This window comes from Enterobacter sp. LU1, assembly GCF_008271405.2.
Lineage (GTDB): Bacteria > Pseudomonadota > Gammaproteobacteria > Enterobacterales > Enterobacteriaceae > Enterobacter > Enterobacter hormaechei_C.
The window spans coordinates 426,648-440,738 of record NZ_CP043438.2; the positions used below are offsets into that span (position 1 = coordinate 426,648).

Annotated in this window: 10 protein-coding genes and 3 tRNA genes; 9 read left to right on the plus strand and 4 right to left on the minus strand. The window is 56.5% G+C overall.

Going from position 1 to position 14,091, the window contains the following annotated elements; all coding sequences use genetic code 11:
• The first annotated feature begins 28 nt into the window (after positions 1-28).
• Both epmA and yjeM read left to right on the plus strand, forming a co-directional pair.
• Positions 29-1,006 carry an elongation factor P--(R)-beta-lysine ligase gene (epmA, locus tag FZF21_RS02045; RefSeq protein ID WP_149121109.1) on the plus strand — a complete coding sequence of 326 codons (978 nt, stop codon included), beginning with the start codon at positions 29-31 and terminating at the stop codon, positions 1,004-1,006.
• 177 nt (positions 1,007-1,183) lie between these two features.
• Complete coding sequence (yjeM, locus tag FZF21_RS02050; RefSeq protein WP_015572460.1) at positions 1,184-2,683, plus strand: glutamate/gamma-aminobutyrate family transporter YjeM; 1,500 nt, start codon at positions 1,184-1,186, stop codon at positions 2,681-2,683.
• 36 nt (positions 2,684-2,719) lie between these two features.
• Here yjeM and mscM read toward each other — a convergent pair whose 3' ends face one another.
• The 3 genes from mscM to rsgA form a co-directional block, all read right to left on the minus strand.
• Positions 2,720-6,043, minus strand: coding sequence for a miniconductance mechanosensitive channel MscM (mscM, locus tag FZF21_RS02055; RefSeq protein ID WP_017694680.1), 3,324 nt, complete (start codon positions 6,041-6,043; stop codon positions 2,720-2,722).
• Between the two features lie 19 nt (positions 6,044-6,062).
• Positions 6,063-7,031, minus strand: a complete 969-nt coding sequence (gene asd, locus FZF21_RS02060) for an archaetidylserine decarboxylase (RefSeq protein WP_026080660.1) — start codon at positions 7,029-7,031, stop codon at positions 6,063-6,065.
• A gap of 97 nt (positions 7,032-7,128) precedes the next feature.
• Complete coding sequence (gene rsgA, locus FZF21_RS02065) at positions 7,129-8,181, minus strand: small ribosomal subunit biogenesis GTPase RsgA (RefSeq protein WP_003855964.1); 1,053 nt, start codon at positions 8,179-8,181, stop codon at positions 7,129-7,131.
• A gap of 107 nt (positions 8,182-8,288) precedes the next feature.
• Here rsgA and orn point away from each other — a divergent pair, with 107 nt between their 5' ends.
• From orn to FZF21_RS02085, 4 genes are all read left to right on the plus strand, one after another.
• Positions 8,289-8,834, plus strand: a complete 546-nt coding sequence (gene orn / locus FZF21_RS02070) for an oligoribonuclease (protein ID WP_003855965.1) — start codon at positions 8,289-8,291, stop codon at positions 8,832-8,834.
• Between the two features lie 196 nt (positions 8,835-9,030).
• Positions 9,031-9,106 (plus strand) — tRNA-Gly (locus tag FZF21_RS02075).
• Between the two features lie 45 nt (positions 9,107-9,151).
• Positions 9,152-9,227: transfer RNA gene (locus FZF21_RS02080), tRNA-Gly, on the plus strand.
• 45 nt (positions 9,228-9,272) lie between these two features.
• A tRNA-Gly gene (locus tag FZF21_RS02085) sits at positions 9,273-9,348 on the plus strand.
• 270 nt (positions 9,349-9,618) lie between these two features.
• Here FZF21_RS02085 and queG read toward each other — a convergent pair.
• Entirely contained in the window at positions 9,619-10,758 is a 1,140-nt protein-coding gene (gene queG / locus FZF21_RS02090; RefSeq protein WP_149121108.1) for a tRNA epoxyqueuosine(34) reductase QueG, read from the minus strand.
• Between queG and nnr the strand changes: the two genes are divergently transcribed.
• The 3 genes from nnr to amiB are packed head-to-tail and all read left to right on the plus strand — an operon-like array spanning position 10,757 to position 14,085.
• Positions 10,757-12,280 carry a bifunctional ADP-dependent NAD(P)H-hydrate dehydratase/NAD(P)H-hydrate epimerase gene (gene nnr / locus FZF21_RS02095; RefSeq protein ID WP_032646977.1) on the plus strand — a complete coding sequence of 508 codons (1,524 nt, stop codon included), beginning with the start codon at positions 10,757-10,759 and terminating at the stop codon, positions 12,278-12,280. The two genes, queG and nnr, sit on opposite strands and share 2 nt — an antisense overlap.
• Positions 12,273-12,734 carry a tRNA (adenosine(37)-N6)-threonylcarbamoyltransferase complex ATPase subunit type 1 TsaE gene (gene tsaE / locus FZF21_RS02100; protein ID WP_032104772.1) on the plus strand — a complete coding sequence of 154 codons (462 nt, stop codon included), beginning with the start codon at positions 12,273-12,275 and terminating at the stop codon, positions 12,732-12,734. The genes nnr and tsaE overlap by 8 nt, the downstream gene beginning before the upstream one ends.
• Positions 12,735-12,750: 16 nt before the next feature.
• A complete protein-coding gene (gene amiB, locus FZF21_RS02105; protein ID WP_047737059.1) occupies positions 12,751-14,085 on the plus strand; it encodes an N-acetylmuramoyl-L-alanine amidase AmiB in 1,335 nt (444 codons plus the stop codon).
• The last annotated feature ends 6 nt before the right edge of the window (positions 14,086-14,091 follow it).

The window sequence follows — 14,091 nt, forward strand, 5'->3', positions numbered from 1 at the left end:
CCCTTGTCTGAAAACGGAGAAATAACTCATGAGCGAAACGGCCACCTGGCAGCCGAGCGCATCCATTCCAAACCTGCTAAAGCGCGCAGCAATTATGGCGGAGATCCGCCGTTTCTTTGCCGACCGCGGCGTCCTGGAGGTGGAAACGCCGTGCATGAGTCAGGCGACGGTCACGGATATTCATCTGGTCCCGTTTGAAACCCGTTTTGTTGGCCCAGGCCACTCTCAGGGCATGAATCTGTATCTGATGACCAGCCCGGAATACCATATGAAGCGTCTGCTGGCGGCCGGGTGTGGTCCGGTCTATCAGCTGTGCCGTAGCTTCCGTAATGAAGAGATGGGCCGACACCATAATCCGGAATTCACCATGCTGGAGTGGTACCGCCCGCACTACGACATGTATCGTCTGATGAACGAAGTTGACGATCTGCTGCAACAGGTGCTGGATTGCGCGGAAGCTGAAACGCTCTCCTATCAGCAGGCCTTCCAGCGCCATCTGGAAATCGATCCGCTGTCGGCTGATAAAACACAACTGCGTGAAGTGGCGGCAAAACTGGATCTGAGCAACGTGGCGGATAACGAAGAGGATCGCGACACGCTGCTGCAACTGCTGTTCACCTTTGGTGTTGAACCGCAGATTGGCAAAGATCGTCCGACGTTTGTCTATCACTTTCCGGCCAGCCAGGCCTCACTGGCGCAGATCAGCACCGAAGATCACCGCGTGGCGGAGCGTTTTGAGGTGTATTTCAAAGGCATCGAGCTGGCGAACGGTTTCCACGAGCTGACCGACGCGCGCGAACAGCAGCAGCGTTTCGAGCAGGATAACCGCAAGCGCAACGCGCGCGGTCTGCCGCAGCAGCCGATTGATACTCATCTGCTGGAAGCGCTTAAAGCCGGTCTGCCGGACTGCTCCGGCGTGGCGCTGGGTGTGGATCGCCTGGTCATGCTGGCGCTGGGTGCCGAGCAGCTGGGCGATGTGATTGCCTTTACGGTCGATCGCGCCTGAAAAAATGCCGGGTGGCGCTGCGCTTACCCGGCCTGCTCGGTCATTTAACTCTGCCACATTAAAAACTGCTCATTTCTCTCTATACGGGTCTTTTTCTTAATTTGACTCGGATAGCCACATTGTTTGTCTGGTCATCTGCTACCATCCGCGCAGTTTAATTCCGTTTCGGATGGTTATATGTCTCACTCACTCAAAAAAATGACCCTTACCGGGCTCATTCTGATGATTTTTACGTCAGTCTTTGGCTTTGCCAATAGCCCGTCCGCGTTTTATCTGATGGGCTACAGCGCGACGCCGTTTTATATCGTTTCCGCTCTGTTCTTCTTTATCCCGTTTGCGCTGATGATGGCGGAGATGGGCTCGGCGTACCGGAAAGAAGAGGGCGGCATCTATTCGTGGATGAACAACAGCGTCGGTCCGCGTTACGCGTTTATCGGTACGTTCATGTGGTTTTCATCCTACGTCGTCTGGATGGTCAGCACGGCGGCCAAGGTTTGGGTGCCGTTCTCAACGTTTCTCTTCGGTGCGGATAAAACGCAGGTCTGGTCTCTGGCGGGGCTGAGCTCCACGCAGGTGGTCGGTATTCTGGCAGTGTGCTGGATGGTGGTGGTCACCCTGGTGGCCTCGAAAGGCATCAACAAAATTGCCCGTATCACTGCCGTTGGCGGCATTTCCGTGATGTGCCTGAACCTGGTGCTGCTGCTGGTCAGCATCGCTATTCTGTGCCTGAACGGCGGGCATTTCGCACAGGAAGTCAACTTCGTTTCATCGCCTAATCCGGGTTACCAGTCCGGGCTGGCCATGCTCTCCTTTGTGGTGTTTGCCATCTTTGCTTACGGTGGAATTGAAGCCGTGGGCGGGCTGGTCGACAAAACCGAAAATCCGGAAAAGAACTTCGCCAAAGGTATTATCTTTGCCGCCATCGTCATTTCTATTGGCTACTCACTGGCGATTTTCCTCTGGGGCGTCAGCACCAACTGGCAGCAGATGTTAAGTAATAACACCACCAACCTCGGCAACATTACCTACGTGCTGATGAAAAGCCTGGGGGTGACGCTGGGCAACGCCATGGATCTCGCGCCGGAAACGTCGGCCACCCTGGGGATCTGGTTTGCGCGGATTACTGGCTTGTCGATGTTCCTCGCCTATACTGGCGCATTCTTCACGCTGATCTACTCGCCGCTGAAAGCGATTATTCAGGGGACGCCAAAGGCGCTGTGGCCCGCACGTATGACGCAGCTGAACGCTGCCGGTATGCCTGCCAACGCGATGTGGATGCAGTGCCTGCTGGTGTGCGTGTTCATTCTGCTGGTGTCCTTCGGCGGTGATACCGCGTCGGCGTTCTATAACAAGCTGACCCTGATGGCGAACGTATCGATGACGCTTCCGTATCTGTTCCTGACCCTGGCGTTCCCGTTCTTTAAGGCGAAGCGGGATCTGGAGCGGCCGTTTGTGATCTTCAAAACCCGCGCGGCGACGCTGCTGGCGACCACTGTTGTGGTGCTGGTCGTCGCGTTCGCCAACATCTTTACCGTCATTCAGCCCGTGGTTGAGGCAAATGACTGGAACAGCACGCTGTGGATGGTTGGCGGACCGATCTTCTTCTCGCTGCTGGCAATGGGGATTTATGAGCATTACCGTCGTCGCTCGACGGCCTGTGTAGCAGAAGTGGCGTAAAGGATTGACCCCCTCCCGACGGGGAGGGGGAAAGGATTACAAACTTCCCGCCGGGCGCGTACGCGCCGCTGACGTCAACGTTCTTCCCGTCTTACGTCCGTCCAGCGTTTCCAGACGCATCTGGAACGGTGGGAACGGCATATCAATTCCGTGCTCGCGGAAGCCAGCCAGAATCAACTGGTGGATCTCATGGCGCAGCGGCATACGGTGTCCCATCTCGGCGGCGTAGATACGCAGCTCGAAAATCTGGATCCCCTGCTGCAAATCAACCAGGAACACTTCCGGCGGCGGGTTGTCGATTACCAGCGAACAGCGTTCAGCAGCCGTATAGAGGATCTGCGTCACCTCTTCGCTGTTGGCATCCGACGGAGCGGGTACGGTCAGCACCACACGCGTGACGGAGTCGGACAGCGACCAGTTGATAAACTGCTCGGTGATAAACGCCTTGTTCGGGACGATGATCTCTTTACGGTCCCAGTCGCTGATGGTGGTGGCGCGGGTGTTGATCCTGGTGACGCTGCCGGTGAGATCGCGGATGGTCACCGTATCGCCAATTCGAATCGGCTTTTCAAACAGAATGATCAGACCAGAGACGAAGTTGGCAAAAATCTCCTGTAAACCAAAACCCAGGCCTACGGTCAGGGCGGCAACCAGCCATTGCAGTTTTGACCATTCGATACCAATCATCGAGAAGCCAACCAGCCCACCAAACAGCATGATTAAATACTTGGTGATGGTGGTGATCGCATAGCCTGTGCCGGGGGTTAAATCCAGATGCTGCAACAGCGCCAGCTCCAGCAGGGCAGGGAAGTTACGGATCAGCTGCGTGGTGATGATCAGCACCAGAATCGCAATCAGCACGGCCCCTAAGGTGATGGGCTCCAGACTTTCGACCCCCTGCACCGTGGACGTCACATCCCATAAAGAGATGTTCTCCAGGAAGCCAAACGCGGAGTGGATTTCCGACCACAGGAAGATCACCGACAGCAGGGCAACCAGCATCAGAATTGAGCGTACCAGCCGCAGGGACTGGGTACTGATCGCATCCAGATCCAGTTCGACGTCATCGGCGTCTGTGGTCCCTTCGGTGCTGTTGACGTGGTTCGGCTCTTCTTCACCCCGCGCGCGCTGGGCCAGAATTTCTGCGCGACGGTGTTTGGCACGGTCAAACGCCAGACGACGACGCTGGATCAGCATGCCGCGGCGAATAACATGGTAGACCACCAGCAGCAGGAACCAGATAGCCACCGACGTTTCCAGTCGGGCGAGCAGCGCCTGCGCCGTGGCGAGATAACCGACCGCTGCCGCCAGCATCGCCGCCAGCGGCGCGCTGAGCAGCAGGTTCCACAGCAGACGGTTAAACATGTTATCGCCGCTGCCGGTCTTGTCGAGATAGAGCGGGATCCCGGCGCGTTTCAGGCTGAGCGTCACTACCGCTAACGCCCCGCAGATCAGCATAAAGCACAGCCGTCCCAGCGAGCCGGAGAACTCCCGGTCATTGAGATTATCGAACATGATCAACGCCATAATCAGCGGCACAATCAGCCCGATACTCATCAGGTAGTAACGCATCGCCCGCGCAACGCGATTACGCGGCCAGCCAAAGTGAGCGATGAACAGACCATTTGGCCGCGCAAACGTGGCGCAAATCATCACCACCCACAGCAGCGGAACGGTGGCGGTCACGCCATCGCCAATCGCGACGGCAAGCGGGTAGGGCCAGGCTTCACGCAGGCCGTATCCGAGCGTCATCCACAGCACCGGCAGCGGAGACGCGACCAGAATTGACCAGAACACAGTACGCAACGTCAGCCAGAAGTGATCCTGGGTTACTTTTCCCACTCGGGCGCTGGAGCGCTCAAGGAAACGGGTAAAGTGACGACGGGAATAAATACTGAAGCCCACCAGAATCAGCGCCCCCAGCAGCGGGAAGATGGTCTCCTTGCTGGTTATCATCATTACGCTGGCGAGGCCCAGCTGGCTGAAGGTGTCCAATGAAATGAGGCGGCGCAGATCCTGCACAATCTCAATCGGCCAGGCGAAGGTCATCGGCCGCACGTCGGACGTCCAGAAAAGGTAACGGTGCGTGGCTTCGTTGACCTCTTTCAGCGCATCCTCCAGCTGGCTATTCGAGACTTTCAGCTTGGTCAGCTCAAGGATCAGCGTATCGCCTCCCTGCAACAGGGAATTGAGCAGTTCGCGTTGGGTGCGCAGCTGCGCTTCCAGAATACGACTTTGCTCGCCGGTGAGCGGCTGTCCGTCAGCCTGACGGATCTGGCGGATTTGCGGCTGCTTGTTGAGGAGATCTTCATAATGAAGACGCTGAACGCGCAACTGCGCCATCTCCGTATCAAGCTGCTGCGGTTTTGGCATCTCTGGCAGACGAGCCACCTGGGCGCGTAACGCTTCGCCCAACAGGTTAGACGAGCCAAGCCACTGGGACTGTTCACGCAGCGTGTTGAGCGCCTGACGAACCTGGAGGGTTTGATTGGTGGCCTGACGCTGCTGCGAGGCCACCAAATCCATGCGCTGCGCCTGCTGATTCAGCGCGGCAGAAAGCTCGCGGTTAACCTTAAACTGGGCGACGATGCTGTCGGGTAGGTTAGCACTGTTTTCGGCCAGTAACTCGGTGCTTTCCAGCGCACGTTCAGCTTCACGCTGACGCTGGCTGTTGAGTTGATTTCTCAGCGCCTGGAGATATGCATCCAGCTGCTGGCTCTGCTTCTGCGCCAGCTCGGAACGCATCCGCGACAGCTCCTGGCGGTTGTTAGCGGAAAGCTGCGCCAGCTCCAGTTCATCAACCAGCGCTTTTAGTCTGGCGGATTCCGCCTGCAACCCAAGATTTTGCGCCTGATTCTGTGGTGTGCTGCCTGTCTGCGTCCCGATGCGGCGTTCCACCTCATTTAACTGACGGCGGGCATCGGTTTGCTGCTGTGGAAGCTGGCTGAGGGAATCGGCAATTTCACGCGCCCGTTCCTGCTCCTGCTGCGCCAGACGGCTTTTTTCCAGCAGCTGGCTGCTGACTTGCAGGATCTCCTGATTAAGCGCCTCGGACGTCATCCCCGCGGGGACCTGGCGTGGTTCATCGCGCAGGTTGTTTAGCTGCGAGCGCAGGGTCTGAGAGAGTTTGGGGAAGTTGTCGATAACCTGCTGATACTGCTGCGCGCGCTCAAGGGAACCCTTTCGTTCCTCAAGCGCGTTCAGTGCAGACTGGAGTGACTCAACGGTCTCCGGCTGAGCGGGTTTCGCCGCTTTTGCCTGCTCCAGCTCCTGGGTTATCTGTTTGGCGTCGGGGGCCGTCGCTGCGTACGCCCCCATGCTGAGGCACCAGGCCATCAGTAATACGATAATCGGGCGCACGTCAGCGATCCTTCTGTTGTTAGCCTTCGTCTTTTTTGTCGTCAACCAGCGGGCTGGCGTCGTGCTCGGCTTTGATCTCTTCTTCCGGCAACGGGGCAGGCGCAACCTCTGGCGTTACAAAGACCTCCGTCGATACTGCCAGAGGCTGGCCGAGTTTGGTCACAGACAGGCTTTCCAGCTCGTCGACCAGGTTAACTTTGCCCGGCGCGAACAGGTTGATGACCGTTGAGCCCAGCTTGAAGCGGCCCATTTCCTGACCTTTCAGCAGAGCCACAGAACCTTCTTCTTCGCCGGCAGGCCAGGTCCAGCGCTTGATCACGCCTTCGCGCGGCGGCGTAATGGTGCCCGCCCAGACGGTTTCGATGCTGCCTACAATGGTAGCACCCACCAGAATCTGCGCCATTGGGCCAAATTCAGTATCAAACAGGCAGATGACGCGCTCGTTACGGGCAAACAGGTTAGGAACGTTTTGCGCCGTCAGGTGGTTTACAGAGAACAGATCCCCCGGCACGTAGATCATCTCGCGCAGAATACCATTACACGGCATATGCACGCGGTGGTAGTCGCGTGGGGAGAGATAGGTGGTCGCGAAAGTCCCGTTGCGGAACAGATCGGCCATTATGTAGTTACCGGCCAGCAGCGCTTCCAGGCTGTAGTTATGGCCTTTCGCCTGCAAAATTTTGTCGTCTTCAATTTTACCCAGCTGGCTGATCACGCCGTCCGCTGGCATCACCAGCACGTTCGGGTCGGTATTCAGCGGGCGCACTTCGTCGCGCAGCGGACGCACAAAAAATTCGTTGAAGGTGCGGTAGCTTGCCGTATCCGGCTTCTGCGCTTCTTTCATGTCGACCTTGTAGTATTTTACGAACAGGTCGATGACCAGTTTGGTCAGCCAGCCCGCTCGTTTGCTCGCGCCCCAGCCCGCCAGGCGAGTGAGCCACAGTTTCGGCAGAATGTATTGAAGCGAAAGTTTAAATGAGTTTAACAAGGTAGCCTCCAGGCCATTGTTTTGTCGTTCCTGATCCGGCATTACGCTGCCGGAACCTGAAAAAAGGGGACGATTTTAGCGACGCTTAGCTTAGTTGTCAGTTATCAGAATCAGAAAAGTTTTTACGCGTTTTTACCTGGTCCATGCTTTCGAGAATACGGTGGTAATTTTCGAAACGGGTTTCCGCAATTTCTCCGTTCTCTACCGCTTCGCGGATAGCGCAGCCCGGATCGTTGTCATGTTTACAGTCGCGGTATTTGCAAGCGCCTAAATAGTCATGGAATTCGACAAATCCGTTAAAGATTTGTTCCGGCTCGAGGTGCCAGAGACCAAATTCACGCACGCCCGGGGAGTCAATCACATCGCCACCGTGCGGGAAGTGATAGAGACGTGAGGCAGTGGTGGTGTGCTGGCCCAGGCCCGAGACGTCAGACACATCGTTGGTCAGGATCTCCTGCTGAAGGCCGAGCAGGTTGTTAAGCAGGCTCGATTTACCTACGCCGGACTGCCCCGCAAAGATGCTGATGCGGTCGGTCAGCGCATCTTCTAACGGCTTCAGGCCATCTTTGGTGCGGCTGGAAACCATCAACACGCGATAGCCAATGTTGCGGTAAATATCCATCTGCTCATTTACAAAGGCCATGGCCTCGTCATCCAGCAGATCGATTTTATTCAGCACGATGAGCGGCTCAACCTGTAGCGTTTCGCAGGCCACCAGATAACGGTCAATAATATTGAGCGAAAGCTCAGGCAAAATCGCCGAAACGATCACGATCTGGTTAATGTTGGCGGCAATGGGCTTCACGCCGTCGTAGAAATCTGGACGGGTCAGAACCGACGTGCGTTCATGCACGGCTTCTACGATGCCTTTAACCGTTACCCCTTCCGCCGCCTCTTTACCTGGACGCCAGACCACGCGGTCACCGGTCACCAGGGAACGGATGGTGCGACGGATATTGCAACGGTGGATATCCCCGTCGGCGGATTCGACATCGGCGTGCATGCCGAAGCGGCTAATCACAACGCCTTCTGTCGCTTCGCCAAACAGGTTGTCGTCGTAATCGGGCTTCTCCGTAGTGGTTTTAAGACGGCGCTGGTGATTTGCATTCACGCGGCGCTGCTGCCCTTTGGAGAGTTTATTTTTACTCAATCGCGCTGGCTCCTGGTCGCCCGTAGCGGGCAAAACCTCTATGATACACTCTAATTAATACTAGTTAACCTGCTACTGCCGGTTATGCGAGAAGGGTGGAAAATAACATGAGCGCGGACGAAAACAACCTGATTTGGATCGATCTGGAGATGACCGGCCTGGATCCCGAGCGCGATCGCATTATTGAGATCGCCACACTGGTCACCGATGCCAATCTCAATATTCTGGCGGAAGGCCCAACGATTGCCGTGCACCAGTCCGATGACCAGCTTGCGCTGATGGATGAGTGGAACGTGCGTACCCATACCGGCAGCGGGCTGGTGGAACGCGTGAAGGCCAGCACCCTGGGCGACCGCGAAGCGGAGCTGGCGACGCTTGAATTTCTGAAGCAGTGGGTGCCGGCAGGAAAATCGCCTATCTGTGGCAACAGCATTGGTCAGGATCGTCGTTTCCTGTTTAAGTACATGCCGGAGCTGGAGTCCTACTTCCACTACCGCTATCTGGATGTGAGCACCCTGAAAGAGCTGGCCCGCCGCTGGAAACCGGAAATTCTCGACGGCTTTACAAAGCAGGGGACGCACCAGGCGATGGACGACATCCGTGAGTCTGTTGCGGAGCTGGCGTACTATCGCGAAAACTTTATTAAGCTCTGATTTTGCGATCCGGCGCCTTGCGTGGCCGGGTTTTTGTCGCTAAATTGTTCAGCTTGCCGATTAAATAAGCACTTGAACTGAATTTCAAAAAAATCGCTTTGAGGGGGGTTGCAGCTAAACGGATTTCTCGTATAATGCGCCTCCCGTAACGACAGAGAATTACACGTTACGACAGCAACAAAAGCAGTACAGATTTGCGGGAATAGCTCAGTTGGTAGAGCACGACCTTGCCAAGGTCGGGGTCGCGAGTTCGAGTCTCGTTTCCCGCTCCAAAATTTGAAAAGTATCGCAAGATACGCCAGCACCAGAACACCCAAGCGGGAATAGCTCAGTTGGTAGAGCACGACCTTGCCAAGGTCGGGGTCGCGAGTTCGAGTCTCGTTTCCCGCTCCAAAATTTGAAAGTATCGCAAGATACGCATAGCACCAGAACACCCAAGCGGGAATAGCTCAGTTGGTAGAGCACGACCTTGCCAAGGTCGGGGTCGCGAGTTCGAGTCTCGTTTCCCGCTCCAAATTCTTCTTCATCTCCAGATTATCCACAGCGAAGTGCTTCGTTGGGGACGTTTTCTATTATGTCTGAAATACTCTTGTGAACAGAGTTATCCACAGAAACCGTGATAAAACCAGTCTGTACGAAATGTTAGCAGGGTGAATAATATCTTCGTAATTCATTGTAATTTATGAAGAAAATTTGATTTCAAAATGTTATTGAGATCACTTGACCTGTTTGCCAGAGCTGATGGCGCCTGAATTCTTATTTTTATTCACAGCCTGTGAATATATCACACATCCCGCGGCAGCCCTTTTTCAATCACCCTGACCAGGCGCTGTTTCTTCGGTAACTGCACTTCAACCACGCCGGCATTTCGCTTCTCAATTTGCTGCGCAATCGCCCATTCTATGTGCTCATCAAGAAGTGGGTGCTCACCTCTACGGCTTTCGAGCGCCTGAAGATTTGCCTCATCCCACGGGGCATTCCCCAGCGCAACGGCCACATTACGCAGCCAGCGCAGGTGGCCGATACGACGTATGGCGGAACCCTCCGTCACCTTCAGGAACCAGGCTTCGCTCCAGGCGAACAGTTCGATCAACTGCGGGGCATGTAACGCCTTGCGCGGACTGAAGTCTTCTTCGTCCGTCAACTGTGAATAACGGTTCCACGGACAAATCAGCTGACAGTCATCACAGCCGTAGATGCGGTTGCCGATAAGCGGACGAAATTCCTCTGGAATGGCGCCTTCCAGCTCGATAGTGAGATAAGAGATACAGCGGCGCGCATCAACGGTATACGGTTCGACAATAGCGCCCGTTGGGCAGATGGTCATACAGGCCACACAGCGACCACAGCCTTCTTCCACCGGACCGTCTACCGGCAGGGGTAAATCAATCAGCAGTTCACCCAGGAAAAAGAATGAGCCCGCGTCGCGGCTTAAGATAAGTGAGTGCTTACCTGTCCAGCCGAGCCCGGCTTTTTCGGCGATCGGGCGCTCAAGAATAGGCGCAGAATCGACAAAGGGTCTAAAATTCAGCGAAACACAGTGCTGCTGAATGGTTTCCCCGAGCTTTTTTAGACGGTTGCGCAGAAGTTTATGGTAGTCACGTCCCAGAGCGTATCGGCTGACGTAACCCAGCGAAGGATTTTTTAGCGTGCGCGCAAAGGCCGCGTTAGCAGGCAGATAGTTCATGCGTACGCTAATAACGCGCAGCGTACCCGGCAACAGCTTGTGGGGGCGGGCACGCATCATACCGTGACGCGCCATCCACTCCATCTCGCCGTGGTATTGTTTATCCAGCCATGCCTGGAGCTTAGGCTCGCTGGCAGAGAGGTCGGTGTCAGTAATACCGACCTTCTGGAAGCCCAGTTCAGCACCCCACTGTTTTATTTTTTGCGCTAATTCATTGAGATCGAGGGGCTGTGACATGACGGACCATACTGTGAAGAAAAACCCCGCAAGTATACCACATTCCATCTGGCATGCGGATGACCTCCGTCGGGCCGAGAAAGAGGCCGCAGATAGCCTGGGCATTACCCTTTACGAACTGATGCAGCGCGCGGGCGAGGCGGCGTTTAACGTGGCGCGTACGGCTTATCCGGAGGCTTCGCACTATCTGATCCTGTGCGGGCACGGCAATAACGGTGGCGATGGTTATGTGGTGGCTCGTCTTGCGGTGGCGGCGGGGCTGCGCGTCACCCTGCTGGCGCTGGAGAGCGACAAGCCGTTACCGGAAGAAGCGGGCATGGCGAGAGAGGCCTGGCTGAATGCGGGGGGCATTATTCATGCGCCTGATATCGTCTGGCCCGAGGATGTCGACGTGATTGTTGACGGTCTGCTGGGGACGGGACTGATGCGCGCGCCTCGCGATGACGTCGCCGCGCTGATTACGCGCGCTAATGCGCACCCCGCCCCGGTGGTAGCGCTGGATATTCCCTCCGGCCTGATGGCGCAAACCGGCGTGACGCCGGGCGTGTCGATTGAGGCGGCGCGCACCGTGACCTTTATCGCCCTGAAGCCGGGTTTGCTTACCGGTAAAGCGCGGGATGTCGTGGGCACGTTACACCACAACGCCCTGGGGCTGGAAAACTGGCTGGCCGGACAGGATACCCACATCACCCGCTTTGATGCCTCCCTGCTTGCACAGTGGCTGCCGCCGCGCCGTCCCACGTCCCATAAGGGCGACCATGGCCGACTGCTGATTATCGGCGGCGATCGCGGCACGGCAGGTGCGATTCGTATGACCGGAGAGGCCGCGTTGCGCAGCGGCGCCGGATTAATACGCGTGCTGACCCGCAGCGAAAACATCCCGCCCATTATTACCGCGCGGCCGGAGCTGATGGTCCACGAGCTTACCCCGCAGGCGATTGAAGAGGGTCTTGAGTGGGCGGACGTGGTGGTCATTGGTCCGGGCCTGGGTCAGCAGGAGTGGGGTAAACAGGCCCTGCAAAAGGCCGAGAATTTTCGTAAACCGATGCTCTGGGATGCCGACGCGCTTAACCTTCTGGCAATAAACCCGGATAAGCGTCACAATCGCATTCTAACGCCGCACCCCGGCGAAGCCGCACGGCTGCTTAACTGTAGCGTGGCAGAAATTGAAAGCGATCGCTTACTTTCAGCCCAACGTCTGGTAAAACGTTACGGAGGTGTTGCCGTTTTGAAAGGGGCGGGGACCGTTATCGCCAGCGATGGTGCGATGGGCATCGTTGATGCCGGTAATGCAGGCATGGCGAGCGGCGGCATGGGCGATGTGCTCTCTGGCATCATTGGCGCATTGCTCGGACAGAAACTTCCCCTTTATGATGCAGCCTGTGCGGGCTGCGTGGCCCACGGTGTGGCGGCTGACAGGCTGGCTGCTTGTTACGGAACGCGCGGTATGCTGGCCACCGATCTTTTTTGCACGCTGCGGCGTGTTGTTAACCCGGATGTGATTGACGTAGAAAATGACTAATCGAGCGATTCCTTTACCTGATGAACAAGCCACTTTAGATCTCGGCAAGCGCGTGGCGCAGGCCTGTCAGGGGGCGACCGTCATTTATCTGTATGGTGATTTAGGCGCGGGTAAAACAACCTTCAGCCGTGGCTTTTTGCAGGCGTTAGGCCATAACGGGAACGTAAAAAGCCCGACCTATACGCTGGTAGAACCGTACACGCTTGAAAATATCATGGTGTACCACTTTGATTTATATCGTCTTGCGGATCCTGAGGAGCTGGAATTTATGGGGATCCGCGATTACTTTGCCAACGACGCCATCTGCCTGGTGGAGTGGCCGCAACAAGGTGCGGGTGTGCTGCCTGACCCGGATGTCGAAATTCACTTAGATTACCAGGCACAAGGGCGTGAGGCGCGCATCAGTGCGGTTTCCTCATCAGGCTGTTCCTTACTGGCGCGTTTAGCCAGTTGAGCGTAGGGATAACGGGATGATTAATCGCGTTAAAGGTTGGGTGCTGGCTGCCACGGTCCTGCTGTGCGCGCAGGCCGGGGCGGCCAGCCTCTCGGATATTCAGGTGTCGAATGGCGATAGCCAGGCCCGTATTACGTTCAGCTTTATGGGCGATCCTGAATATGCTTTCTCACAAATCGACAGCCGCAGCGTGGCGCTCGATATTAAACAGACCGGGGTGATCCAGGGGCTGCCGCTCCAGTTCAGCGGCAACAATCTGGTGAAAAGCATCCGTTCGGGGACGCCGAAGGATGCGCAGTCTCTGCGTCTGGTGGTCGATCTCACCGAAAAGGGCAAGACGAAGGCGGTTAAGCAGCAAAACGGCGCCAATTATACGGTGGTCTTTACCATTAATGCTGATGTTCCGCCGCCACCTGCACCTGTTGTAGCAAAACGCGTGGAGGCGCCGGTTTATACCCCAAGGCCGTCTGAGCCAGCCCGTAATCCGTTTAAATCACAAAATGACCGACTTACCGCCGTGACCAGCAGCAATACGGTGACGCGTCCGGCGGTCAGCGCGCGGCGAACGCCGGTCAGTGGCGACAAAGTGATTATCGCCATCGACGCCGGACACGGCGGGCAAGATCCTGGCGCGATTGGCCCGGGCGGCACGCGGGAGAAAAACGTCACTATCGCCATTGCCCGTAAGCTGCGTGCGCTTCTGAATGACGATCCGATGTTTAAAGGGGTCATGACCCGCGACGGAGATTACTTTATTTCAGTGATGGGACGCTCGGATGTGGCGCGTAAGCAAAACGCCAACTTCCTGGTGTCGATTCACGCGGATGCTGCGCCGAACCGTAACGCCACCGGCGCGTCGGTATGGGTGCTGTCGAACCGTCGCGCCAACAGTGAAATGGCGAACTGGCTTGAAGAGCACGAGAAGCAGTCTGAACTGTTAGGCGGGGCAGGCGATGTGCTGGCAAACAGCCAGGCCGATCCGTATCTCAGCCAGGCGGTGCTGGATTTACAGTTCGGTCATTCTCAGCGCGTCGGGTATGATGTCGCCACTAACGTACTGAGCCAGCTGCAAAGCATTGGATCGCTGCATAAGCGTCGCCCTGAGCATGCAAGCCTCGGTGTCCTGCGTTCGCCGGATATTCCGTCGATTCTGGTAGAGACGGGCTTTATCAGTAACAACGGCGAAGAGCGCCTGTTGGGCAGCGACAGCTATCAGCAGCAAATTGCCGAAGCGATTTATAACGGTCTGCGTAAATACTTTGACGCGCATCCGCTTCAGTCTGCGCCGCAGGGCGGGGCCGCCCAGACGGCAAGCGCCGCGCTGCCGGGTGAGATGACCGCGACTAATTAAGGAGAG

Coding starts and splice junctions, on each gene's coding strand:
- epmA (WP_149121109.1), top strand. CDS start 29: ATGAGCGAAACGGCCACCTGGCAGCCGAGCGCATCCATTCCAAACCTG.
- nnr (WP_032646977.1), top strand. CDS start 10,757: ATGACGGACCATACTGTGAAGAAAAACCCCGCAAGTATACCACATTCC.
- queG (WP_149121108.1), bottom strand. CDS start 10,758: ATGTCACAGCCCCTCGATCTCAATGAATTAGCGCAAAAAATAAAACAG.
- orn (WP_003855965.1), top strand. CDS start 8,289: ATGAGCGCGGACGAAAACAACCTGATTTGGATCGATCTGGAGATGACC.
- yjeM (WP_015572460.1), top strand. CDS start 1,184: ATGTCTCACTCACTCAAAAAAATGACCCTTACCGGGCTCATTCTGATG.
- tsaE (WP_032104772.1), top strand. CDS start 12,273: ATGACTAATCGAGCGATTCCTTTACCTGATGAACAAGCCACTTTAGAT.
- amiB (WP_047737059.1), top strand. CDS start 12,751: ATGATTAATCGCGTTAAAGGTTGGGTGCTGGCTGCCACGGTCCTGCTG.